Below are 22,121 nucleotides of genomic sequence, written 5' to 3' on the forward strand. Positions count from 1 at the left end.
AGTCTGCCCTCGCCGGTTCTCGGACAATTCAGGGGGAGTCCACACAGTTTCAGAAGCTGCGCCCCATTTGCACCCCTAAGCTGCTAGTAGGTTTTGTTTAGCCTACTACAGGCGTAGCCCTCTTGATAATAGCCGCTGTATCGGTGCCGGATGGCAGGTTCCCGTAGTTCATGCCGCCATTGGATTGCAGGCGGGAGGCGCAGAAGGCGTCTGCCACAGCTTTGTTGGCGTTGCGCAATAGCAGGGATGCCTGCATGGCCAGCGCCATCCGGTCGACCAGGTTGCGGGCGCGGTACTCTAGGTCGCTGGTGCCGGTGAAGTCATTCTTCAATTGCACAAGGAACTGGTCAAAGCGGCGGTCTGCACCTTTTGCCTCGGACGCTTCATGGAAGAACGCCTCCAGGGTTTCCGGTTCTTTATGGATGGCACGGAGGGTGTCCAGACACTGGACGTTTCCGCTGCCTTCCCAGATCGCATTGACCGGAGATTCCCGGAACAGGCGGGGCATTATGCAGTCTTCCATCACGCCGCTGCCTCCGATGCATTCCATGGCTTCATAGGCGTGGTTAGGTGTGCGTTTGCAGATCCAGTATTTGCCTACAGGAGTAGCAAGACGGGCCAGCAGACGCTCGTGTTCCTGATCCTGGTTGTCCAGCGAACGGGCGATTCGCAGGGTGTAAGCGAGGGCCGCTTCGTTTTCCAGAGCCAGGTCGGCAAGTACGTTTTGCATCAGAGGCTGATCGCTCAGGCGGCTGCCGAAGGCGCTGCGGTGGCGGCAGTGATGTGAGGCCTGAGCCACAGCCTGGCGCATTCCGGCAGAACTGCCGATCATGCAGTCGAAGCGGGTCATGGCTACCATTTCTATGATAGTGGGTACTCCACGGCCTTCTTCACCAATCATCCATGCCAGAGCTCCGCGCAGTTCTGCTTCGCTGGATGCGTTGGCGACGTTGCCCATTTTGTTTTTCAGGCGCTGTATCTGCCATGGGTTTTTGCTGCCGTCCGGGCGCCAGCGTGGCATCAGGAAGCAGGACAGGCCGCGGGAGGTCTGAGCCAGTACCAGAAAGGCGTCACACATAGGGGCGGAGACAAACCACTTGTGACCTACCAGTTCATAAGCCTGGCCAGGGCCACTGTTTTCTGCGGGGTAGGCCATAGTGCTGTTTGCGCGCACGTCGCTGCCACCCTGTTTTTCGGTCATCGCCATGCCGATGGTTACCGAGCTTTTCTCTGTATCTGGAACGTTGCGGGGGTCGTAGCTGTTGGCCAGTACGCGGGACTCCCATAAGGCTGCCAGTTCCGGTTGTTTACGGATAGACGGAATGGCGGCAAAGGTCATGGTGACCGGGCAGCAGTGTGCAGCTTCTACTTGAGAGTGCATGTAATACTTTGCTGCGCGGGTGACGTGCGCGCCTTTGCCGGGGTCTGTCCAGGGGCTGCTGTGCAGTCCGTTCTCGAAGGCGGTACTCATCAGTTCATGATACGAAGGGTGAAAATCCACCTGATCGATGCGGTGGCCAAAACGGTCGTGGGTGTTGAACACCGGCTTGTTGTTATTGGCCTGGAAACCCTGGTCGATGGTTGCTGCCCTGCCGGTAAGTGCGCCGAAGGCTTTCAGGTCGCTTTCCGCAGTTGTGGCGCCCTCACGCTTCACAGCTTCCTGAAGCGCAATATCCTCGTCATACAGATTGTAGTTCTCCAGCGCTGGAGGCTGATTGACGACTTCATGAGTGATCGCCAGGTAACGATCGCCGTGATCTTTGGAAGATATGGGGGGCGGGGTATTCATAGCTACCTCCTGGTGCCGGTCAACCCCTGTATGCAAAAGCGGATGATGGTGTTGACCAGCGAATCGTTGTTGTTGGTTTCACCTGCGGCTACCTGTCCGGCCTGCCTTGGTGACAGCGGTCCGACAAAGCTTTCCGCTATGGCGCCTACCAGACAGGTGCTGCTCTGGCGTGCATCCTGATCCGGAATGCACCCTTCCTCGATGCCTTCACGAATCGCTTGCTCAAACAGAGTGGCGTAGGCTTCCCGGTAGGCCAGCCGCTCTTCTTCTAATTTCGGGTCCACCGGCTCGGCAATGAGTGACCATGCAATCACCGGGGCTTTCATTGCACGTTCGGCAAACTGTCTCAGTGCACTTTCCAGTCGCGTTATTGCATTTCCCGGTGTTGCCAGAGCTTCCGCTACTTTGTCCACTTCGCGCTGTGTCGCCTGGCGGAATATTTCCGCAAACAAGTCTTCTTTTGACTTGAAATGCCTGTAAATCGTTCCTGTAGCCACGCCTGAAAGCTGTGCAATACGGGTAATTTTCGCATTACGGAAGCCCCCTTCTGCCACGCACTGAAAAGTGCAATTGGCAATCTGTTGACGCGCGGCGGTTTTGCGATGCCGCATTTTTTCCGTTTCACGGTAGGCCATTCCGGCTCTCTCCAATCAATGAATCATTATTCATTCTTTTAATTAAAGCAACATATCTTCAGGTAGCAAATATTATTAATAAAAATCAACATTCTACGCACGGTTACAAAAATTCACAAAAAATATATTGGCGGGAAATAGCGCTGTAATGGAAAGCGGATTATAAAGGCCTCTAGACAGGGCCGCAGTAGCGGCGGGTCGAGGTTAGGTGCTGTACCTTACTCTGGGGCGCGGCACTTGTAATAGTGTTTTCGTTGATGGAGAAAAATATGAGTGAGTTCGACGAAAGCAACCTGGAGCAATCCGGGAGCTGGGTTAACGAGAGTAGCGATGCCCATTCGATCACAGGTCGGGCGCGGGTACGGGAGCAGTTGCAGCGGGATATTGAAACATTTCTGAGCCAGGGGGGCAGAATCCAGGAAGTTGCGACATCTTTCCGTGCAGACTCCCCCCGCAAGGTTGAGACGGACTTTAACAATCGCTCTCTCTGATCACTGTCTGTGCAGGCCGGGGTTGTTGCAGGCCCCGACCATTATTGTAAAGCCTGTTTTCAGGCTTTCCTTTGTCCCTCCTGTAATCACAGTCGCTGTTGTTACATTCTGCCTGCCTGTTACTTTTGGTGGGCAAGGGCCCGCACTTGCGTCTGTTGGCAGCCTGCAACCGGCCGCCCCGGAGGTGTATGATGGGGTAAGCGGCGCCGCAATGGCCATGCCGCCGGGATTTTTGATCCAACTCTATAGCAGTGTCATTCAGGAGGTTTTCAGTGCCCTTATCAACTCCCCGTGCCTTTCCGGCTACCCGTCTGCGTCGTAATCGGGCCAGTGATTTTTCTCGCCGCCTGGTGAGGGAACACCAACTGACGCCGGATAACCTGATCTATCCGGTTTTTGTTCTTGAGGGTGAGGGGCAGCGCGAGCAGGTGCCGTCCATGCCTGGCGTGGACCGCGTCAGTATTGATCTTCTGGTTGAGCAGGCTGCAGAACTGGTTGAGCTGGGCATTCCCGCAATAGCTTTGTTTCCCGTTGTCCCTGCGGAGAGGAAAAACCTGTTCGGCTCTGGTGCCTGGGATTCTGAGGGGCTTGCGCAGCGGGCAGTCCGGGCATTAAAAAAGGCTTATCCGGAGCTGGGCGTGATAACCGATGTAGCACTGGATCCATTCACCACCCATGGTCAGGATGGCATCATCGACGACGATGGATACGTGTTGAACGATATTACTGTGGAAGCCCTGGTAAAGCAGGCCCTGTCTCATGCGGAGGCAGGTGCTGATGTCGTTGCGCCCTCCGATATGATGGACGGCCGTGTTGCCGCCATGCGTGAAGCGCTGGAGTCTGCTGGGCATGTGAATACCCGCATCCTGGCCTACTCTGCCAAGTACGCATCCGGCTATTACGGGCCGTTCCGGGATGCTGTCGGCTCTGCAGCAAACCTGGGCAAGAGTAACAAGGCCACCTATCAGATGGATCCGGCCAACAGCAATGAAGCGATTCATGAAGTGATGATGGATCTGGCAGAGGGCGCGGATATGGTGATGATCAAGCCGGGCATGCCCTATCTGGATATCGTGCACCGGGTGAAAACCGAGTTGCAGGTGCCGACATTTGTTTACCAGGTCAGCGGCGAGTACGCCATGCACATGGCAGCGGAGCAGAATGGCTGGCTTGATGGTGACACAGTCATGATGGAAAGCCTGATGGCTATGCGCCGTGCTGGCGCAGACGGAATTCTGACTTACTTTGCAGTGCGGGCTGCACGATTGATGCGGGCTCAGACGCGCTGAAACTGTATTACGTTAGTCACCCGCTGCCGGAAAATGCCTCCGGGGCGAACCACACAGGAACGGAAGGGCCATGACAACTGACATTACCAGTAAACGGAAGGCGGACGGAGAGCAGATCGTTCCGGCCTCAGTGGATGTTCCCCCAGCGGGTGAAGTGATCAATCTGGACGCCAGTGAGAATTACTTTAATCGTGAGCTGAGCCAGCTCCGGTTCAATTACCGGGTGTTGAAACAGGCGCTTGATACTGCTCACCCGCTGTTTAACCGTCTGATTTTCTGCTGCATTTTCAGTAGTAACATGGATGAGTTTTTTGAAATACGGGTAGCTGGCCTGCGTCAGCAGATGAAATACGGCCGGGAGACGGTTGGTGCCGACGGCATGATCCCGGAACAGGCGTTGAATGAGATCAGTCGTGTTGCCCATGAGTACATCAACGAGCAGTACGACATTCTCAACAATGTCCTGATTCCGGAGTTGGAGAAAGAGAACATCCACTTTGTGCGGCGTCGGGAGTGGACACCGGAACAGGCGGAGTGGGTGCGTAATTATTTTGAAGATGAAATTCTGCCGGTGGTCAGTCCTATCGGCCTGGACCCATCACATCCATTCCCGCGTCTGGTGAACAAGAGTCTGAACTTTATTGTTGAACTGGATGGCAAGGATGCTTTTGGGCGGGAGACCGGCATGGCCATCGTGCCTGCGCCGCGCTCACTGCCGAGGCTGGTGCGCCTGCCGGATGAGATTTGCAATGGCGGGGAGAACCTGGTGTTCCTGTCTTCCATGATCCACGCCCATGCAGATGAGCTTTTCCCGGGTATGGAAGTCAAAGGCTGTTATCAGTTCCGTCTCACCCGCAACGCCGATCTGGAGTTGGAGGATGATTTGGAAGATCTGGCGTCAGCCCTGCGCGGAGAGCTTCTCAGCCGCCGGTTTGGCGACGGTGTGCGGCTGGAAGTTGCGGACAATTGCCCGCAGGAACTGGTGCAGTTCCTGTTGACGGAGTTTGGTCTGGGGGCGCGGGATTTATACCAGGTAAACGGCCCTGTGAATCTTACCCGTTTGATGGCAGTTACCAGCCTGGTGGATCGTCCCGATCTGACTTACGCTGGTTTTTCGCCGTCTATCCCCCGGTCGATCCGAAGCAAAGAAACTATCTTCGATGCTATCCGGAAGCGGCCTATTTTACTGCACCACCCCTTCCAGAATTTCAGCCCGGTAGTTGATCTGTTGCGCCAGGCAGCAAAGGATCCGCAGGTTCTTGCGATTCGGCAGACCCTTTACCGTACCGGTGCTAACTCGGAGATCGTTGAGGCGCTGGCTGATGCGGCCCGTCGAGGAAAGGAAGTAACGGCTGTTGTCGAGCTGCGGGCACGATTCAGTGAGGCCGAGAACCTTGAGTTGGCAAGCCGGTTGCAGGAAGCCGGTGTTATTGTGGTGTACGGTGTTGTGGGGTATAAGACCCACGCCAAAATGATCCTGATTGTACGCCGTGAGGAGGGGCGCTTGCGCCGCTATGTGCACCTGGGAACTGGTAACTATCATGCTGCGAATGCGCGCCTTTACACTGATTACAGTTTTCTGACGTGTGACGAGTCGATCGGCGACGATGTGAATAAACTGTTCCAGCAGTTGACTGGTATGGGTAAGGCGCTGAAAATAAAGAAATTATTTCATGCGCCGTTTACACTCCTTACCCGCCTTCTTGGTTTGGTTGAGCGTGAAACCGCACTGGGTAGAAAAGGGCGGATTGTCATCAAGATCAACGGGTTGACAGAAATTCAGTTGATCAAGGCGCTTTACCGGGCTTCTCAGGCGGGCGTGCAGATCGATTTGATTGTGCGTGGTATTTGTAGCCTGAAGCCCGGCGTGCCGGGACTTTCCGATAATATTCGGGTGCGGTCTGTTGTGGGGCGTTTTCTGGAGCATACCCGGATTTATTGTTTTGGTAATAATGGAAAGCCGGATGTTTACTGTTCAAGTGCAGACGGCATGGAGCGTAACCTGCTGAATCGGGTTGAGACTGCATTTCCCATTGAAGATCCGGAATTGATCGCACGGGTGCGCGAAGATCTGGATACCTACCTGGCAGACAATTGCCAGTCATGGGTTTTACAACCGGATGGAAGTTATATTCAAAACCAGCCGGGCGAAGGAGAAGAACGTTTCGCCTCGCAGTTGGTGTTGCTTGAACGCCTGACGGGAAAATCCTGACATTTTCAGACGGAGAGAATTTTTGAAAGCAAAATGGATTATTGCTGGCGCCGGTGTACTGGTTGTGGCTGGCGCTGGCGCAATGCCTTGGGTCGTGGGTTATGTAACCGAGCAGCAGTGGCAGCAGGTTACCCGGGAGCTGAATCAGTCGCAGCAGTTTGTGCAGATGCAGACGGAAGATTATCGCCGGGGGTTCTTTAGCGCAGAACTGGATGGTGCGGTAACGGTGCTTAACCCTGAGACCGGTGAAACTCACCCTGTGGAATATCGGGCCAAGGTGACTCATGGTATCACCGGCAGCTTGATCGATTTTAAACCGGTGGATGGATGGGCACCAGAAGGCGCTGGCTGGTTTCAGGAAGAGCCCCGGCTGACTCTGGAATCCCGTCTCTGGGGTAATGCAGTGCTTGAGCTGGAGGCACCAGCTATGGCCATCAACGACCCTGAAGGCGGTGAATCACTCAGAACCAGTAGCGGTGTTATCCGGGTTGAGCTCAGTGACGCCGGGTCGAAGGCTGAAGCGCTGGTGGTATGGCCACAGTTAAGTTTTACCGGGCCGGATATGAACGTCCGTGTTAATGACTTCCGTGCTGAGCAGAGCATGTCTCACCTGAATGGCGATGTCTGGACAGGAACCATGGAGTCCTCGATTGCGTCTGTTGAAATGACCTCATCCGCGGCTCCGCCGGTAACCCTCGAGGAGCTGCGGGCGAGCAGCAGTACCGAGGCAAAAGATGACGGGCAGCGGCTGGATTCCCGGTTGTTGATTGAGGCAGGGAAGGTTCGCCTTGAAGACGAGGCCTATGGGCCGCACAAACTTTCGTTCGTTCTCGAAGATCTGGATGTTGCGAGCTGGGGTAATCTGACAACCAGTATTGCGGAGCTTCAGAACACGGCGCTTGCATCGGATGCGGGCAGCCGTGAGGCGTTTGAGCGGCAGATGGCCGCCATGGGGCAGGTGAGTATGGCCATGCGCGATCTGGCCGTGGAAGGTTTCTCAGTGGGGTTTCCCGAGATTTCCCTGAATACGCCTGAAGGCGCGGTAACCGGCAGCGTAATGATCAGCCATCCCGAGCTGGCAGACGATCAGAAAGGTGAAATGCTGATGGTCATGCAACAGCTAACCGGATCCATGAATCTGAGCATGCCTGCTGTGTTGGCAGATGAGTACCCAGGGGTGCGTTTGCAGTTGGCGCCGCTGATCAAGCAGGGATTGCTGGTGCCTGAGGGCGACCGTCTGGTAATGGCTGCGAAGCTGAACGATATGGTTATCAGCGTTAACGGCCAGGAAATTCCTCTGCCACCCCTGTTTTAGAGTGGTTTGAGTAAAAAAGCCCCGATTGGGGCTTTTTTTGGTTTACTGACATGGGTTTCAGGCTTCGCGGAACTTTTCTTTCAGGGCTGCGACGACGGCCGGGTCAACGAACTCAGATACATTTCCGCCAAGGGAAGCGATCTCTCTGATCAGGCTGGAGGAAATGTAGGAGAGATGGTTGGATGGTGTCAGAAATACACTTTCCAGTTCCGGCGCCAGGCGGCGATTCATATCCGCAAGCTGGAACTCATACTCGAAATCGGACATTGCTCGCAGTCCGCGGATAACAACGGTGGCGCCCTGGTCGCGGACGAAATCGGCAAGCAGGTAGTTGAAGCCTGTCACACTGACGTTGGAGATGTGAGTTGTTGCCTGTCGGACCAGCTCGCAGCGCTCTTCCACGTTGAATAATGGCTTTTTCTTGGAGTTATAGGCTACGGCAACCACAACCTCATCAAACATCCGGCTGGCACGCTCGATAAGATCTGTATGCCCGTTGGTGATGGGGTCAAAGGTGCCCGGGTAAATAACTTTAGACATGCACAGCTCCTTTTTTATAAGGCGCCCAGAGTATCAGCATTCCAGCTATTTCTGTAGGTGCTGTACGAGCGGGGCGTGTGAGAGCCCCGGCCAAATTACAGGATGCTCAGCGAATAAAGAACTTGTAAACCATTTTGTGGAAGGATGTCCCGTACGGAGGGTAAACAAACTTCCCGCTATTGAACTTCTGTTTGGCAAAAATGGCGCGCTGATGCGAGAAGGTAAGGAAGCCTTCCTTGCCATGGTAGTGCCCCATGCCGGAGTCGCCTACTCCGCCGAAAGGCAGATCATCCTGAGCGACATGCATCAGTGAATCGTTGATGCACATGCCCCCCGAAAGGGTGCTGTTGATCACTTGCTGCTGCTGGTTGCGATCATATCCGAAAAAGTAGAGTGCCAGCGGGCGCGGGCGCTCGTTGACATACTGGATTGCCTCATCGAGATTTTCATAGCTCACAACAGGGAGAATGGGGCCGAAGATCTCATCCTGCATGAGCTTCATGTCCGGTGTGGTTTTCAGTACCAGCGTTACCGGGATCTTGTGAGTGCCGTCGCCCATATTTTCCTGTGCCGGGTTTATCTCGATCAGCTCGGCGCCCTTGGCTCTGGCGTCCTCCAGATAGCCTTGCAGGCGATTGTACTGGCGCTCGTTGATAATGGCTGTGTAGTCGTCATTGTCGCGCAGTGAGGGGTACATCTCTGAAAACTGTGTACGGAATTCGTCTACGAAGGCCTGAGTGCGGTCATCTGGGCAGAGTACGTAATCTGGTGCCACGCAGGTCTGGCCGGCATTGAATGCTTTGCCAAAAGCAATCCGCTGGGCCACATCTTCCATGGGAACGTCCGGGGAGATGATTGCGGGTGATTTGCCGCCCAGTTCCAGGGTGACCGGTGTCAGGTTTTCAGAAGCTGCGCGCATCACCAGTTTGCCAACAGAAGTGGAGCCGGTGAACAGCATATGGTCGAATGGCCGGGCGGAAAAATCGGCGGCAACATCGGCTTCGCCATTGATAACCGAGACCAGATCTTCCGGGAAATTTGCGGCGATAAGTTCCTGGAATAACGCAGATGTGTGGGGCGTGAATTCAGACATTTTGATCATTGTACGGTTGCCCGCTGCAAGCGAGGCCACGAGCGGGCCGACTGCAAGGTAGAGCGGGTAGTTCCAGGGTACGATCACACCCACAACGCCTTTGGGCTGATAACAGACCTTGTTGCTGGCGGGCTGGAACAAAATGGAGACATGCCGGCGGGAGGGCTTCATCCAGCCTTCAAGGTTTTTCAGGGTGTAGTTGATCCCCTGAACAGAAGGCATAACTTCCGCAATCAGGGACTCATCCCGGGAACGACAGGAGAAATCCCGGTCTATGGCCTCCACCAGGCGATCCTGATACGCCAGCAGGGCCTGCTTGAGACGCTTCAGGTTTTCCTGGCGTTCTGCCAGCGACGGAGCGGGATTATTGTGAAACGCTTTTTTCTGATCCCCGAACACCTGGTGAATATGCTGAATGTGCTTTTTGCTCTCTGTGAGCTGAACAACGCTGGCACCCATGGTGTACTCCTCCCGGCGCCATCGCTTCGCGGCAGCGGCCTGCTGTTTTGTGTTGGCGAAAAAACGCTCAGTTTGCATCGGGGGGTATTATTAGAGTATATACTCTAGAGAGTCAAGCGAGCCCCAATGGCGAGCCAGGCCATATGTGAGCTGTCAAACCACGGGCGCTGATAAGATTATGAAGACCAGAGATAAAATACTGCTGTCCAGTCTTGAGTTATTTAACGAACAGGGCGAGCGGAATGTTACAACGAATCATATCGCGGCAAATCTGGCAATTTCTCCGGGCAATCTTTATTACCACTTCCGCAACAAGTCCGACATCATTTACGAGTTATTCCAGGAATATGAAAAACTGGTCGATTTCTATCTGGATATTCCGGAAGACCGGCCCATGACGCTGGACGATATGGCGTTGTATCTGGAGTCGGTGTTTGACGGGCTTTGGAGCTACCGGTTTTTTCATCGGGATCTGGAATATCTTCTGGACAGGGATTCGCGTCTGCGCAACGACTACCGGGAGTTTACCAACCGGTGCCTTGCGGCTATAAGCCGAATATTCGAGAAGTTGGCAGATGCCGGAATTATAGCGCCACAAGAGGAATCTCTCCGGGCGGCCATGTCGTTGAATGTCTGGCTTGTTATTACGAACTGGATGGCTTTTCTCAAGACGGCTCATGCAGCCAAGGCTTCCGCAAGCCTGACTCTTAACGAACTAAAACAGGGGATTTACCAGGTATTGACGCTCGAGATGCCTTACCTTACGCCGGCATACCGTAAAGAAGTTATGGCGCTGCGGGAGCAATATCGGCCAACAGTGCCGGAACCTTTGGTTGATGAACCTGTCATATTGTCGGGTGCCGGGAATCCGGACATTTCCGGCGCTTCCTGAGTGAGTTCTCAGGTTTTAGCACGTTGTAAACCCTGACGTTTTACCGGCCTGCTTTTTTCAGGCCGGTTTTTTCTGTGTTATTCCTCTGCGTTCCCGGAGCCTTCCAGCCAGTTAATCAGTGCCGCCCGGCATTCATCAACACCACGCTTTGAGGTTGATGAAAACATGAGCAGATGCTCAACGCAGGTGAATTCCTCCAGTCTGCGGGAAATGTCCAGCATACTGTTTTTTGCCTGTCCGAATTTAAGTTTGTCGGCTTTGGTTGCCAGAATCATCAGTGGCAACTTGTTATGCTCGCACCATTCGACCATCATCTGATCGAAATCGGTAAGGGGATGGCGGATATCCATCACCAGAACCAGACCGCGCAGGCATCGACGATCGTTCAGGTAATGCCCAAGGTGTTTTTGCCAGTCGTCTTTCATGTCCCGGGATACTTTTGCGTAGCCATATCCGGGCAGATCCACCAGTCGGACATGCTCGCGATTCAGGGAGAAAAAGTTAATGAGACGCGTCCGCCCCGGAGTTTTACTGGTTCTGGCCAGCTTGCCGTTTGCAGTGATTGCGTTCATTGCACTGGATTTTCCGGCGTTCGAACGTCCTGCGAAGGCTACCTCTGCACCTGTATCCGGCGGGCAGTCTTCCAGCCGGGGGGCGCTGATCAGGAAGCGGGCGCTGTTAAAAGAGATGCTTTTTTGAGTCAGATCAGAGTCCACAGCAGTTGGCTTTCCTTTGGATTTCAGTTATCAGGGATTAATGTATAATGCTACACCAAATCCGGGCGGTACGCTTGGCGTAACCGCTGTCAGTCCCGGTTTTGAGCGTGACTGGTCAGCGCCTGCCGGCTGCAAACAAAGAATATTTTCGAGATGAGAGAAGCGGAGCGAGCATGAAGAAACTGATCGCAGGGTTTGTATTCGGCGTTGGGCTTACTGCCATGGCGCATGGAGCAGGTGATCCTGAAGCGGGAAAACAGAATGCAGCGGCCTGTCAGGCATGCCATGGCCAGGGTGGGGCGAAGCCTATTATGGGCTCTTATCCTAAAATTGCCGGGCTGGGTGAAAGGTACATGTATGACCAGTTAGTGGCCATTCAGGAAAATTCCCGGGTTATTCCGGAAATGACCGGGCAGCTGGATGGAAAGTCCAAGCAGGATCTTCAGGATCTGGCAGCGTATTTTGCGTCGCAGGATATGGGCGTCAGCCAGGCAGATCCGGAACTGGTAGAGAAAGGCGCTGCGGTATACCGTGGCGGCAACATGGCTTCCGGAGTACCGGCTTGTGCCGGTTGTCACAATCCGCAGGGCAAGGGCAATGCGCCTGCCGGCTATCCACATCTTGGTGGCCAGAACGCGGAATATCTGGTCAAGCAGCTGAACGCCTATCGTGAAGGTACGCGGACCAGTGGTTCTAATGCTGCCATCATGATGGACGTTGCATCCAGATTGACGGATGCAGAGATTGAGGCTGTTGCCAGTTATATTTCGGGCCTGAACTGATTCCGTTATTCGGTGTCTGAAAAACCCCGCCTTGCGCGGGGTTTTTTGTCTTTCGATCCCGTAATCCTGAACGGTGGAACTTTTCAGGTTCGGCGGGTCATAATTAATCTGTAATGATATTCATACAATCTGGAGATATTTCATGTTCCGAGCGCTCAGAACAGCCGCCTTGCTGATAACAGTCCTGGCGGTATCTGGTCAGGCTTATGCGGCCGACTGGATAGAAGGCACACACTACAAAAAACTGGATACCCCTGTGCACACAAATGCCGATACCGGCGTTGAGGTGGCAGAAGTCTTCTGGTACGGCTGTCCGCATTGCTACAACTTCAAGCCGCTGGCGGAGAGCTGGGAGGCAAATGCTCCGGATTATGTAAATTATGTGCGGATTCCCGCCGCTCTGGGGCGCTCCTGGGAGCCTCATGCCAGGGCTTTCTATGCACTTGAAGCCCTCAACGCGCTGGATAAGCTACACGATCATATGTTTGATGGGCTGGCAGGCCAGCATCTGCCCCTTAATGATGGAGAGTCTCTGGCTGATTTCGTTGCGGGTTATGGTGTGGATCGTGACGAATTCCTTGATAGCTACAATAGCTTTGGCGTGAATGCTCATATGCAGCAGGCTCAGTCAAAAGTCCGGGGCGCGCGGATTACCGGTACACCGACTATGCTTGTAAATGGCAAGTACACGGTCAGTGCCTCTATGGCAGGAAGTCTTGAATCAATGCTGGAGGTTGTAGACTATCTGGTTGAGAAAGAGCACGCTGCGGATTGATTAAGTAGTTCCCCGCCAGGTGGCTTGTTCACTTGAAGAGTTGTCTGGCGGGGCAGAGCGGCAGGTTTACTATGTATAAGCGCTTCAGGAAACAGCTGGATGGTATTGTCAGTGCCCGGGGCGAGCCGAAGGGTTCGAACTCTGGCCTGGAGCATGTGCCTGCGTTTGAGCCCCAGCGTCATCTCCGGCTGCTGACGTTCAATATACAGGTTGGTATCAGCACTTCCTCCTATCGCCACTATCTCACCCGAAGCTGGCAGCATTTTCTTCCCAATCGCAACCGGATTCAGAATCTGGATCGCATAGCCTCGCTGTTGAGTAACTACGATGTGGTTGCTTTGCAGGAGTGTGATGGCGGGAGCCTGCGTAGCGGGTATATCAACCAGGTGCAATATCTTGCTGAGGCGGCTGGTATTCCGTACTGGCATCAGCAGCTGAACCGCAATCTGGGGCAGATTGCCCAGCACAGCAATGGCTTGCTTAGCCGGTTCAGGCCGCTGGACGTGAGAGAATACCGGTTGCCCGGGCTGATTCCGGGGCGCGGAGCCATCGTGGTTCGATATGGCGCTGAAGAGGATCCGCTGGTTCTTGTGCTGATGCACCTTTCGTTAAGCAAAGCGGCGCAGCAGCGCCAGCTCGGTTTCATCAGTGAGCTGATTTCAAAGTACCGGCATGTGATTCTTATGGGTGATATGAATAATCATGCTGAGGAGCTTCTGACCCGGACGCCGCTCAAGGATACCGATCTGGTGCCTTTACCTGATACGGCCCACAGCTTTCCGAGCTGGCGTCCAGAGAAAGCGCTTGACCATATTCTTGTGAGCCCGAGTTTGCAGGTCCGGCGGGCAGAGGTGGTGAGTTATCCTATGTCGGATCATTTGCCAATTGCTATGGATATAGCTTTGCCGGATGGGTATCTGGAGAAGTTTTGAGATACCCATAAGAAATATCCACAAAAAAACCCGGCAGATCGCCGGGTTTTTTTGTGGATACCAGATCAGGAATTACTTGATCTTGGCTTCCTTGTACGCAACGTGCTTACGGACAACCGGATCATACTTTTTGATCTCGATTTTTTCCGGAGTGTTACGCTTGTTCTTGATGGTCGTGTAGAAATGACCCGTACCTGCTGAAGATACCAGCTTGATTTTTTCGCGCATGATGCGACTCCTTAAAATTTCTCGCCGCGGGCACGAAGATCGGCCAGTACAGCGTCAATGCCTTTTTTGTCGATGATGCGCATGCCCTTGGTGGATACGCGCAGCTTCACGAAACGCTTTTCGGTTTCAACCCAAAAGCGGTGGCTCTGCAGATTCGGCAGAAAACGACGACGAGTGTGATTCATCGCGTGGGATACATTATTACCGGCTACCGGACGCTTACCGGTTACCTGACAAACTCTGGACATACTTGCCTCCGACCTGAGCAATGGTCTTATTAAATGCGAATTCGATTTTTAATGCGTCTCTGGTTGCCGAGGAACGCTTACGCCCCTTGTTTGCGCCTCTAAACTGAACGCTGCTCGCCAGACGCCGCCAGAAAGGGACGCTTTTATACCAGAACCAGCAGCGCAACGCAAAAAATTGTTGGGAAATTGGCCAGTTTATCGGCCTGAATCTGTAGCGATCTACATCAATCCACGTTCAGCAAGGGATATTACCTCACCGTGGCCAATTACCATATGGTCAAGAACCCTGATATCTACCAGTCCAAGAGCTTCTTTCAGGCGCTTGGTCAGCGAAATGTCGGCCTGACTGGGTTCTGCAACACCGGAAGGATGATTATGGGCAAAAATGACGGCCGCAGCGTTGTCTTCCAGTGCTTGCCGGACAACCTCTCGCGGATATACGGCTGCGCCATCAATCGTGCCGCGGAATAGTTCCCGGTACTGGATAACCCGGTGGCGGTTGTCGAGGAAAAGGCCCGCGAATACCTCGTGAGGATAAGTGCCCAACCGGCTGGTGAGAAAGCGCCGGGTGTCCTCTGGTGAGCGCAACGGGTCTCCCTGGCGCAGGGGTTCATCCATAACCCGCCGGGCCATCTCCATGGCTGCCTGCACCTGTGCATACTTTGCTGTGCCCAGTCCCTTGACGCCACAGAACTGTCTGCGGGAGGCCGTCAGGAGCCCGCGTAATCCGGAAAATTCCTGCAGCAAAAATCGTGAGAGCTCCATTACTGGCATGCCAGTTGTGCCGGTGCGGAGAAAAATTGCCAGCAGTTCGGCGTCAGAGAGGCTTTCGGCCCCGTGGGCGAGCAGTCGTTCCCGGGGGCGTTCGTCCATGGGCCAGGGAGAATCCGTCATTTGAGCTTCCTTGCGTATAATCCGATGGTTTTTGCGCTTCCTGCGCCTTTCAATTACAAAGGTTACTTCAAAAAGTAACAAACGGTAAACGTACCGGGGACCTGGCAGGCTGTCGGTATCGTCAGGGCATGCTATCTTATAAGTCTTTCTTTATAAGTGGATACGGAGCCTTTATGAAGGTCAGAAAGATTCTGCTGGGTATAACCGGCGGCATTGCGGCCTATAAAAGTGCTGAGCTTGTGCGCCTGCTGAAGAAGTCCGGTAACGAGGTCAGGGTTGTCATGACCAGGGGTGCTGAAGCCTTTGTGACGCCGTTGACTTTCCAGGCTCTCAGCGGCGAGCCTGTGCGCACCTCTCTGCTGGATCCGGAAGCTGAAGCTGGCATGGGGCATATAGAGCTGGCAAAGTGGGCCGATCAGGTGGTTATTGCTCCGGCCTCTGCGGATTTCATCGCACGGCTTGCCCAGGGGATGGCTGACGATCTGTTGACCACGGTTTGTTGTGCGACAGAAGCGCCTGTTGCGGTGGTGCCTGCTATGAATCAGGCGATGTGGGGTAATGCCCGTACGCAGCGCAACATTCGCCTGTTGAGCGACGACCCGCAGATAACGCTGTGGGGGCCGGATCAGGGTGAGCAGGCCTGTGGTGATACCGGGGCGGGGCGCATGCTTGAGCCGGGGGTGATTGCCGGGCTGATAATGGGCGGGGGTTCCGGTTCTGGTGAGCTTGCAGGTAAACGTGTGGTTATTACAGCTGGCCCTACGCGCGAACCTATCGACCCTGTGCGTTATATCAGCAATCACAGTTCGGGCAAGATGGGTTATGCCCTGGCCGCTGCGGCCCGGGATGCGGGCGCCAGTGTACTCCTGGTGAGCGGGCCTGTGACGTTGCCTGTTCCGGCAGGGATCGAAGTCCGCAATGTCGTTACCGCAAACGATATGCTACAGGCGTCCTCACGGGCAGTGGATGAAGGCTGTGATCTGTTTATTGCAACCGCTGCCGTGGCAGACTACCGGCCTGAGACCTGTGCCAGTGGAAAAATCAAGAAATCCAGTGAGAACATGTCGCTACCATTGATACGCAATCCGGACACGCTGGCTACTATTGCCGGGCGCCCGGACGCGCCGTTTACCGTGGGCTTTGCAGCTGAAACATCTGATGTTGCCCTGTATGCCAAAGACAAAATGCAGCGCAAAAACCTGCGCATGATTGTTGCAAATGACGTGTCGTCCCCCGGTTTGGGGTTCAACAGTGACAATAACGCCGTGACTGTTTTCTGGCCGGAAGGGCAGGAAGCTATTGGCCCGGATACCAAGCAGGCAATTGGTGCACGCCTTGTGGCGCTAATCAGCCAACACCTGAAGCAGGGATAGTATGAGCAGAAAGAATTTACAGGTACGCATTCTTGATGACCGGATTGGCGACCAGATTGCTTTTCCGGAATACGCCACCGAGGGCTCCGCCGGGCTTGATCTGCGTGCCTGTCTTGATGCGCCATTAACGTTGGAGCCGGGTGATACGAAGTTGATCCGGACCGGGCTGTCCATACACATTGCCGATCCTTCGCTGGCGGCAATGATTCTGCCCAGAAGCGGGCTCGGCCACAAACACGGCATTGTGCTTGGTAATCTGGTTGGCCTGATTGATTCCGACTATCAGGGCGAGTTGATGGTGTCATGCTGGAACCGTGGTGATACGACTTTTACCATTGAGGTCGGTGAACGGATAGCGCAGTTGGTACTGGTGCCTGTTGTCCAGGCAGATTTTGAGGTGGTTTCCGATTTTGATGCCAGCAGCCGGGGCGAAGGCGGGTTTGGTTCTACCGGTACCCGATAAGCGTCACACAGGAATTTGTTGCGGTGTCTATACTTTTCCGACAAGTGCTTGTCCAGGACAAAAAAAGATAATTGCAGGATGAACTATGAAACTGGGTAAGAAGAAAACTTCCGAAGCGCTTGCTGATGAACAGCCTGCCGCTAAAGCGGGGAAAAAACCGAAAACGCGAGCACCCGCAGGCTCAAAACTGAAGCATCTAGGCTCGACGGCGTTAAGTCAGGCGTTGGTAGTTCTTCTGGCGGGTTTGATTGCTGTTGTTCTTGTGCATTTTCTGGTGCTGCAGCCTGCTGCAGAGCAACGCTTCAGTGCATGGAAAACCGCTGAAGCCGATGCGGCTTCCCAGCGTTTAAACCAGTATCTTGGGTTAATACAACAGAGCGTAAATGGTCTGGCAACCCAGCCCCATGTTGTTGATACGTTAATGCAGCGTATCGATGCGGGTCCCGTTGAGAAAAAGCTGGTTACCGCTATGCCAGGCGTCAAAGCTGCTTTTCTTTTTCCCTACCGCCAGATCCCGAGGACAGGGAATGGAAACGGGCTGCTGGGTTTTGCAGGGCTTGAGCTGGCCCGTCGCGCTGAAAACGGCCAGCCCCTGTATCCGGATGCCTTTCCCCGGGAGAGTGAGTGGTATATGCAGATGGCTGCCCCCGTGCGCAATCCGACCAGCAAGGCCGTTGTAGGCAGTCTTCTGGTGGTCTTCGACGCTTCACTTTTACAGCCGCTTCTTTCCGTGGTAAACACCCGGCTCGGAGGGGATATGTCACTGGTTCAGACTGTCTCCGGGGCCCCCCGTACATTCGTTGGCAAGGGGAGTGGTGTTGACACAGGTACGACGGAAGTCCGGACACTCGTTAACCCCGATTGGACTGTCCGCTATAAACCGGGCGCTCTGCCGGAATCAGCCGTCAGTACCCTGATGGTGGCGCTTCTGGTCGGCATTCCGGTTTTGGTGGCGGCAACCTTGGTGTGGTGGCTGCTGATCAGCGCTCAGAAAGGTCTGCGCCACGAAGTGACCAGCCTGATTCAATGGGCTCACAAGGTGTTTGGTGGTGAACGCCAGAAAGTGCCTGCCTTGAAGTGGGATATGGTTGCCTCCGCTGGTGAGGTGCTTTACCGGTTGTCTCAGGTGACGGAAAAACGTGTGGCCAAGGCGGCGGAAAATGCCCGGCCGAAGCCCGCAAAAAGCGCAAGGCCGGCTGAAGCTTTAGATGCTGAACCTCTGTTCCAGGACAAGGAACTGCCGGACATCGACATGCTCGATGGTGATGAAGATGTTCTGGGCTTTGGAAGCGGCAATAATGACAGTTCATTTTTCAGCGGCGGCGAAATGCCCGGAGTTGAAGAGGCGGATGAGTTTTCCGTAGAGATGTCACCGGATATTTTCCGGGCTTATGATATCAGGGGCATTGTCGGCGAGACTTTGTCGCCGGCCATTGTTGAGCGTATTGGCATGGCTATAGGTTCAGAAGCCATCAGTCGCGGGCTGGCGTCGTTGTGCATTGGCTACGACGGCCGTCACTCAAGCCCTGAGTTAGCAGACTCGCTGGCCAGAGGTGTTATGGCCTCGGGCTGTAATGTTATTCATGTGGGTGCTGTGCCAACGCCAGTACTCTATTTTGCGACCCATTATCTTGAGAACGGGTCAGGCGTTATGGTGACGGGCAGCCACAACCCGGCCAACTATAACGGGCTCAAAATCATGCTGGGCGGCGAAACCCTTTCTGGCGCGGCTATTCAGGCGCTTTACCGGCGGGTTCAGACGGGCGACCTTGCTGCCGGCCGCGGTACCCAGTCCTCTGAAGATGTTCGCAGGGCATACCTTGACCGCATTCTTGGTGATATTGCTGTCGCAGCCCCGCTCAAGGTTGTGGTGGATGCCGGCAATGGTATCGCGGGAGAGTTGGGTCCCATGCTTATCGAAGAGCTGGGATGCGAAGTGATCCCGCTATACTGCGATGTTGACGGAGATTTCCCGAACCACCATCCCGATCCTGGCAAGCCAGCGAACCTTGTTGACTTGATTGAGAGGGTTAAAGCCGAAGGCGCTGATCTTGGTGTGGCGTTTGATGGCGACGGTGACCGGTTGGGTCTGGTGACCAACACAGGCAAGATTATCTGGCCGGATCGCCTGCTGATGCTCTTTGCCCGTGACGTGGTTTCACGGAATCCCGGGGCCGATGTGCTTTATGATGTGAAGTGCAGTCGCCGCCTTGCAGGCGTGATTTCCGAAGCTGGCGGGCGACCCATAATGTGGAAAACCGGCCACTCGCTGATGAAGGCAAAGATGAAGGAAACCGGAGCTCTGCTGGCGGGCGAGATGAGTGGTCATATTTTCTTCGCAGAGCGCTGGTACGGGTTTGATGACGGGCTCTATGCGGCTGCGCGACTTCTTGAAATACTGGGTATTGAAGACCGGCATAGTGATGAGGTGTTTGAAGACTTCCCGGAAGATATCAGCACTCCGGAGCTTAACGTTGAAGTGACAGATTCCAGCAAGTTCACCATTATGGATAAGTTGACCAGCGAGGGTGAATTTGGTGACGGTAATGTCAGCAACATAGACGGTATTCGTGTGGATTACGCTGACGGCTGGGGTTTATGCCGCGCATCCAATACCACGCCGGTTCTGGTTTTGCGTTTTGAGGCTGAAACGCAAGAGGCACTGGAACGGATAAAAGATGTTTTCCGGGCTCAGCTGAAGAACGCCGCGCCGGATCTCGTAGCCAGGTTCTGATATCAGCCCTGCATGTGTGCAGACTCCCGATTTTTAATACAGATTTACTAAGGCAACAAGATGACGCTGGATCGTGAAACAGCAATGCAGGTGGCTACAGTACTGAGCCGCGGGTTACCGTATATTCAGAGATTTACGGGGAAAACCGTTGTTATCAAGTATGGCGGCAACGCCATGGAGAATGAGGAGCTGAAGCGCAGTTTTGCCCGTGATGTCGTGCTTATGAAACTCGTGGGTATTAACCCCATTGTTGTCCATGGTGGCGGCCCCCAGATCGGCGAGTTGCTGAAGCGTCTCAACATCCAGTCCCGTTTTGTGAATGGTATGCGTGTTACCGATGCCGAAACGATGGATGTGGTGGAAATGGTGCTGGGAGGGCAGGTAAACAAGGAGATTGTCTCTCTGATCAATGCCCAGGGCGGTACAGCTATCGGCTTGACCGGTAAGGACGCCAACCTCATTCGCGCCCGGAAGCTCGAAGTTGTGGACCGTTCCCCGGAACTGGAGCGTCCTGAGATTATTGATATAGGGCGTGTTGGCGAGGTGGCCAGTATCAATGTTGACGTGATCGATATGTTCACCCGAAGTAACGTGATTCCTGTGATCGCACCTATCGGTGTTGGACCGGATGGCACCTCCTACAATATCAATGCAGACCTTGTCGCTGGTAAGGTTGCAGAGGCCATGAAGGCTGAAAAGCTGATGTTGCTGACCAACGTGTCTGGCCTGAAGAGCAAGGAAGACAAGGTGCTTACCGGGCTGACTGCTCAGCAAGTGAATGATCTGATTGAAGACGGCACCATTCACGGTGGCATGCTGCCAAAAATCCGCTGTGCGTTGAGCGCTGTCGAGAATGGTGTGCGTACATCTCATATCATTGATGGCCGTGTGGCAAATGCGTGCCTGCTGGAAATTTTCACGGATGAGGGTGTTGGCACCCTGATTTCCCGCAACTGACGGGCCCTGTGCCTGAGGACTTTCCGGATGAAACGTCTGCTAACAATAATGATTCTGGCTGCCTTGCTTGGTTTTGCAGCCTTCAAGGCCGGGGTGTGGTGGCTGGCTGACCAGCGCATGTCAGAAGCTCGTCAGGCCCTTGGCGAGAGTGGGGTGCTGGAGCGTGGCAAAATTGGCTCCGGAGTCGAAGGTCGCCTGGTACTGTCCGGTGCGTCCTGGCAGGATTTCGAACTTACCCAGCCATTGTTTATAGGTCGGGCCGAGTTTGATGCCGGCTCTCCCATCGCTTTGCTCAAAGCTCTGGTGGATCCTTCTGATCTGCCTGCCAGTTGGTCGCTGCAGGCCGAAGGACTGGCATTGGTGCTTGAGGCGACCATGTTCCGCAACTGGGTTACTGCAGATGGCGCCAGCGGGAGTGAACCGGCGTCTTTATTTATGCTTCCCTGTGCACCGGATCCGCGGCAGCAGCTTGGTAGTGGTGATCTGTTACGTATGGGTATCACCCGTCTGGCCGGTGAGCTCATTGTGCACCAGTCCCCTTACCGTCTTCATCTTGAACTGAATTCTGCCAATACTGGCAGCCTGGAGCTTAAGTGGCCAGGCGCCCGTATAAACCTGTCATCTCCCGAATTAACGCTGACGAGTTCGGCTGAGCCTCTTGAACTGAAGCTGAGAGACGGCGGCCTTATGCGGCGGGTTGCAGCCTACTGCGCCCGTGAAGCAGGTGTAGATCCGGCTCAGTGGGCGGGGCGTGCACTGAATTCCTTCAGAGCCGGACTGCAGTCGAGGGGCTGGAGTGCAAGCGAACAGTTGCAGGCACTGTACCGGCAGTGGTTGCTTGAGGGCGGGGAGATTACTGTGACTTTACGGCCGGGTTCCGAATCTCTGGGGATCCCGGTGCGCTCAGCGGATGAGAGTGCTGATGGCTCAGTGGCCTGGGCGCTGGAGTATAATGGTGCCATGGTGCCTGATATTTTTCTTCGTAAAGCAGAACCGGTTGCCCCGGAGCTTCCCAAAGAAGTTCTTGAGCCACAGGCTCCCCGGGAAGACCCGGAAGTTATCCGCTGGCATGTCGAAGATATTGAGCAGGCGACTGAGTGGATCGGGCGTCAGGTTCGGGTGTCTCTCTCTAACAGTAATGTGGTGGACGGGCGCCTCGCTAGTGTTACCGAACGGGAGATGGAAATCGCTCGTGAAGTGGCTGGCGGCGAGGTGGTTTATCCGATAGCTGTCCGCGCAATCACAGTGTTTGAAGTCTGGCGGCGCGGCCAGGTCCAATAGGGTTCAGGCCGCCCCAGGAGGCA

Annotated in this window: 21 protein-coding genes; 13 read left to right on the plus strand and 8 right to left on the minus strand. The window is 54.5% G+C overall.

Features of this window, described 5'->3' with window-relative positions; translation table 11 throughout:
* Positions 1-97 precede the first annotated feature (97 nt).
* Positions 98-1,789, minus strand: a complete 1,692-nt coding sequence (locus tag CPA50_RS17985) for an acyl-CoA dehydrogenase family protein (RefSeq protein WP_096783923.1) — start codon at positions 1,787-1,789, stop codon at positions 98-100.
* 2 nt (positions 1,790-1,791) lie between these two features.
* The gene (locus CPA50_RS17990; protein ID WP_096783924.1) at positions 1,792-2,424 is read right to left on the minus strand and encodes a TetR/AcrR family transcriptional regulator; all 633 of its coding nucleotides are present in this window, start codon (positions 2,422-2,424) and stop codon (positions 1,792-1,794) included.
* 269 nt (positions 2,425-2,693) lie between these two features.
* Between CPA50_RS17990 and CPA50_RS17995 the strand changes: the two genes are divergently transcribed.
* The 4 genes from CPA50_RS17995 (at position 2,694) to CPA50_RS18010 (ending at position 7,731) form a co-directional block, all read left to right on the plus strand.
* A complete protein-coding gene (locus CPA50_RS17995; protein WP_096783925.1) occupies positions 2,694-2,915 on the plus strand; it encodes a hypothetical protein in 222 nt (73 codons plus the stop codon).
* Positions 2,916-3,187: 272 nt separating this feature from the next.
* On the plus strand, positions 3,188-4,204 hold the full coding sequence (gene hemB, locus CPA50_RS18000) for a porphobilinogen synthase (protein WP_096783926.1): 1,017 nt from the start codon (positions 3,188-3,190) through the stop codon (positions 4,202-4,204).
* Positions 4,205-4,274: 70 nt separating this feature from the next.
* Positions 4,275-6,416: a polyphosphate kinase 1 gene (gene ppk1, locus CPA50_RS18005; RefSeq protein WP_096783927.1), complete on the plus strand. Its 2,142-nt coding sequence runs from the start codon at positions 4,275-4,277 to the stop codon at positions 6,414-6,416.
* A 22-nt stretch (positions 6,417-6,438) separates the two neighbouring features.
* Positions 6,439-7,731: a DUF945 family protein gene (locus tag CPA50_RS18010; RefSeq protein ID WP_096783928.1), complete on the plus strand. Its 1,293-nt coding sequence runs from the start codon at positions 6,439-6,441 to the stop codon at positions 7,729-7,731.
* 57 nt (positions 7,732-7,788) lie between these two features.
* Here the strand turns inward: CPA50_RS18010 and coaD are convergent, their stop codons facing one another.
* A complete protein-coding gene (gene coaD / locus CPA50_RS18015) occupies positions 7,789-8,271 on the minus strand; it encodes a pantetheine-phosphate adenylyltransferase (RefSeq protein ID WP_096783929.1) in 483 nt (160 codons plus the stop codon).
* Between the two features lie 106 nt (positions 8,272-8,377).
* On the minus strand, positions 8,378-9,823 hold the full coding sequence (locus tag CPA50_RS18020; RefSeq protein ID WP_096784011.1) for a coniferyl aldehyde dehydrogenase: 1,446 nt from the start codon (positions 9,821-9,823) through the stop codon (positions 8,378-8,380).
* A 178-nt stretch (positions 9,824-10,001) separates the two neighbouring features.
* Here CPA50_RS18020 and CPA50_RS18025 point away from each other — a divergent pair, with 178 nt between their 5' ends.
* Entirely contained in the window at positions 10,002-10,715 is a 714-nt protein-coding gene (locus CPA50_RS18025; RefSeq protein WP_096783930.1) for a TetR/AcrR family transcriptional regulator, read from the plus strand.
* Between the two features lie 77 nt (positions 10,716-10,792).
* Here CPA50_RS18025 and yihA read toward each other — a convergent pair whose 3' ends face one another.
* Positions 10,793-11,431: a ribosome biogenesis GTP-binding protein YihA/YsxC gene (yihA, locus tag CPA50_RS18030; protein WP_096783931.1), complete on the minus strand. Its 639-nt coding sequence runs from the start codon at positions 11,429-11,431 to the stop codon at positions 10,793-10,795.
* A 173-nt stretch (positions 11,432-11,604) separates the two neighbouring features.
* On the opposite strand from yihA, the gene CPA50_RS18035 reads away from it, so the two are divergent.
* The 3 genes from CPA50_RS18035 to CPA50_RS18045 all read left to right on the plus strand — a co-directional run bounded on the left by CPA50_RS18035 (position 11,605) and on the right by CPA50_RS18045 (position 13,920).
* A complete protein-coding gene (locus tag CPA50_RS18035; protein ID WP_096783932.1) occupies positions 11,605-12,213 on the plus strand; it encodes a c-type cytochrome in 609 nt (202 codons plus the stop codon).
* Positions 12,214-12,355: 142 nt separating this feature from the next.
* The gene (locus CPA50_RS18040; protein WP_096783933.1) at positions 12,356-12,988 is read left to right on the plus strand and encodes a thiol:disulfide interchange protein DsbA/DsbL; all 633 of its coding nucleotides are present in this window, start codon (positions 12,356-12,358) and stop codon (positions 12,986-12,988) included.
* A 71-nt stretch (positions 12,989-13,059) separates the two neighbouring features.
* On the plus strand, positions 13,060-13,920 hold the full coding sequence (locus tag CPA50_RS18045) for an endonuclease/exonuclease/phosphatase family protein (protein ID WP_096783934.1): 861 nt from the start codon (positions 13,060-13,062) through the stop codon (positions 13,918-13,920).
* A gap of 72 nt (positions 13,921-13,992) precedes the next feature.
* Here CPA50_RS18045 and rpmG read toward each other — a convergent pair whose 3' ends face one another.
* From rpmG to radC, 3 genes are all read right to left on the minus strand, one after another.
* Positions 13,993-14,148, minus strand: a complete 156-nt coding sequence (gene rpmG, locus CPA50_RS18050; protein WP_096783935.1) for a 50S ribosomal protein L33 — start codon at positions 14,146-14,148, stop codon at positions 13,993-13,995.
* 11 nt (positions 14,149-14,159) lie between these two features.
* A complete protein-coding gene (gene rpmB / locus CPA50_RS18055; RefSeq protein WP_096783936.1) occupies positions 14,160-14,396 on the minus strand; it encodes a 50S ribosomal protein L28 in 237 nt (78 codons plus the stop codon).
* Positions 14,397-14,615: 219 nt separating this feature from the next.
* Entirely contained in the window at positions 14,616-15,290 is a 675-nt protein-coding gene (gene radC / locus CPA50_RS18060; protein ID WP_096783937.1) for a RadC family protein, read from the minus strand.
* Positions 15,291-15,463: 173 nt separating this feature from the next.
* Here radC and coaBC point away from each other — a divergent pair, with 173 nt between their 5' ends.
* The 5 genes from coaBC (at position 15,464) to CPA50_RS18085 (ending at position 22,098) form a co-directional block, all read left to right on the plus strand.
* Entirely contained in the window at positions 15,464-16,663 is a 1,200-nt protein-coding gene (coaBC, locus tag CPA50_RS18065) for a bifunctional phosphopantothenoylcysteine decarboxylase/phosphopantothenate--cysteine ligase CoaBC (RefSeq protein WP_096783938.1), read from the plus strand.
* Position 16,664: 1 nt separating this feature from the next.
* On the plus strand, positions 16,665-17,126 hold the full coding sequence (gene dut, locus CPA50_RS18070; protein WP_096783939.1) for a dUTP diphosphatase: 462 nt from the start codon (positions 16,665-16,667) through the stop codon (positions 17,124-17,126).
* An 85-nt stretch (positions 17,127-17,211) separates the two neighbouring features.
* Positions 17,212-19,860 (plus strand): phosphomannomutase/phosphoglucomutase, encoded by a 2,649-nt coding sequence (locus tag CPA50_RS19855; protein ID WP_096783940.1) that lies wholly within the window; start codon positions 17,212-17,214, stop codon positions 19,858-19,860.
* Positions 19,861-19,920: 60 nt separating this feature from the next.
* Positions 19,921-20,817 (plus strand): acetylglutamate kinase, encoded by an 897-nt coding sequence (gene argB, locus CPA50_RS18080; RefSeq protein ID WP_096783941.1) that lies wholly within the window; start codon positions 19,921-19,923, stop codon positions 20,815-20,817.
* Between the two features lie 27 nt (positions 20,818-20,844).
* Entirely contained in the window at positions 20,845-22,098 is a 1,254-nt protein-coding gene (locus CPA50_RS18085; protein WP_096783942.1) for an acetylornithine deacetylase, read from the plus strand.
* Positions 22,099-22,121 lie beyond the last annotated feature (23 nt).

It is taken from the genome of Marinobacter sp. ANT_B65, from assembly GCF_002407605.1.
Lineage (GTDB): Bacteria > Pseudomonadota > Gammaproteobacteria > Pseudomonadales > Oleiphilaceae > Marinobacter.

Coding starts and splice junctions, on each gene's coding strand:
- CPA50_RS17985 (WP_096783923.1), bottom strand. CDS start 1,789: ATGAATACCCCGCCCCCCATATCTTCCAAAGATCACGGCGATCGTTAC.
- CPA50_RS17990 (WP_096783924.1), bottom strand. CDS start 2,424: ATGGCCTACCGTGAAACGGAAAAAATGCGGCATCGCAAAACCGCCGCG.
- CPA50_RS17995 (WP_096783925.1), top strand. CDS start 2,694: ATGAGTGAGTTCGACGAAAGCAACCTGGAGCAATCCGGGAGCTGGGTT.
- ppk1 (WP_096783927.1), top strand. CDS start 4,275: ATGACAACTGACATTACCAGTAAACGGAAGGCGGACGGAGAGCAGATC.
- coaD (WP_096783929.1), bottom strand. CDS start 8,271: ATGTCTAAAGTTATTTACCCGGGCACCTTTGACCCCATCACCAACGGG.
- CPA50_RS18020 (WP_096784011.1), bottom strand. CDS start 9,823: ATGGGTGCCAGCGTTGTTCAGCTCACAGAGAGCAAAAAGCACATTCAG.
- CPA50_RS18025 (WP_096783930.1), top strand. CDS start 10,002: ATGAAGACCAGAGATAAAATACTGCTGTCCAGTCTTGAGTTATTTAAC.
- CPA50_RS18035 (WP_096783932.1), top strand. CDS start 11,605: ATGAAGAAACTGATCGCAGGGTTTGTATTCGGCGTTGGGCTTACTGCC.
- CPA50_RS18040 (WP_096783933.1), top strand. CDS start 12,356: ATGTTCCGAGCGCTCAGAACAGCCGCCTTGCTGATAACAGTCCTGGCG.
- CPA50_RS18045 (WP_096783934.1), top strand. CDS start 13,060: ATGTATAAGCGCTTCAGGAAACAGCTGGATGGTATTGTCAGTGCCCGG.
- rpmG (WP_096783935.1), bottom strand. CDS start 14,148: ATGCGCGAAAAAATCAAGCTGGTATCTTCAGCAGGTACGGGTCATTTC.
- rpmB (WP_096783936.1), bottom strand. CDS start 14,396: ATGTCCAGAGTTTGTCAGGTAACCGGTAAGCGTCCGGTAGCCGGTAAT.
- radC (WP_096783937.1), bottom strand. CDS start 15,290: ATGACGGATTCTCCCTGGCCCATGGACGAACGCCCCCGGGAACGACTG.
- coaBC (WP_096783938.1), top strand. CDS start 15,464: ATGAAGGTCAGAAAGATTCTGCTGGGTATAACCGGCGGCATTGCGGCC.
- dut (WP_096783939.1), top strand. CDS start 16,665: ATGAGCAGAAAGAATTTACAGGTACGCATTCTTGATGACCGGATTGGC.
- CPA50_RS19855 (WP_096783940.1), top strand. CDS start 17,212: ATGAAACTGGGTAAGAAGAAAACTTCCGAAGCGCTTGCTGATGAACAG.
- argB (WP_096783941.1), top strand. CDS start 19,921: ATGACGCTGGATCGTGAAACAGCAATGCAGGTGGCTACAGTACTGAGC.
- CPA50_RS18085 (WP_096783942.1), top strand. CDS start 20,845: ATGAAACGTCTGCTAACAATAATGATTCTGGCTGCCTTGCTTGGTTTT.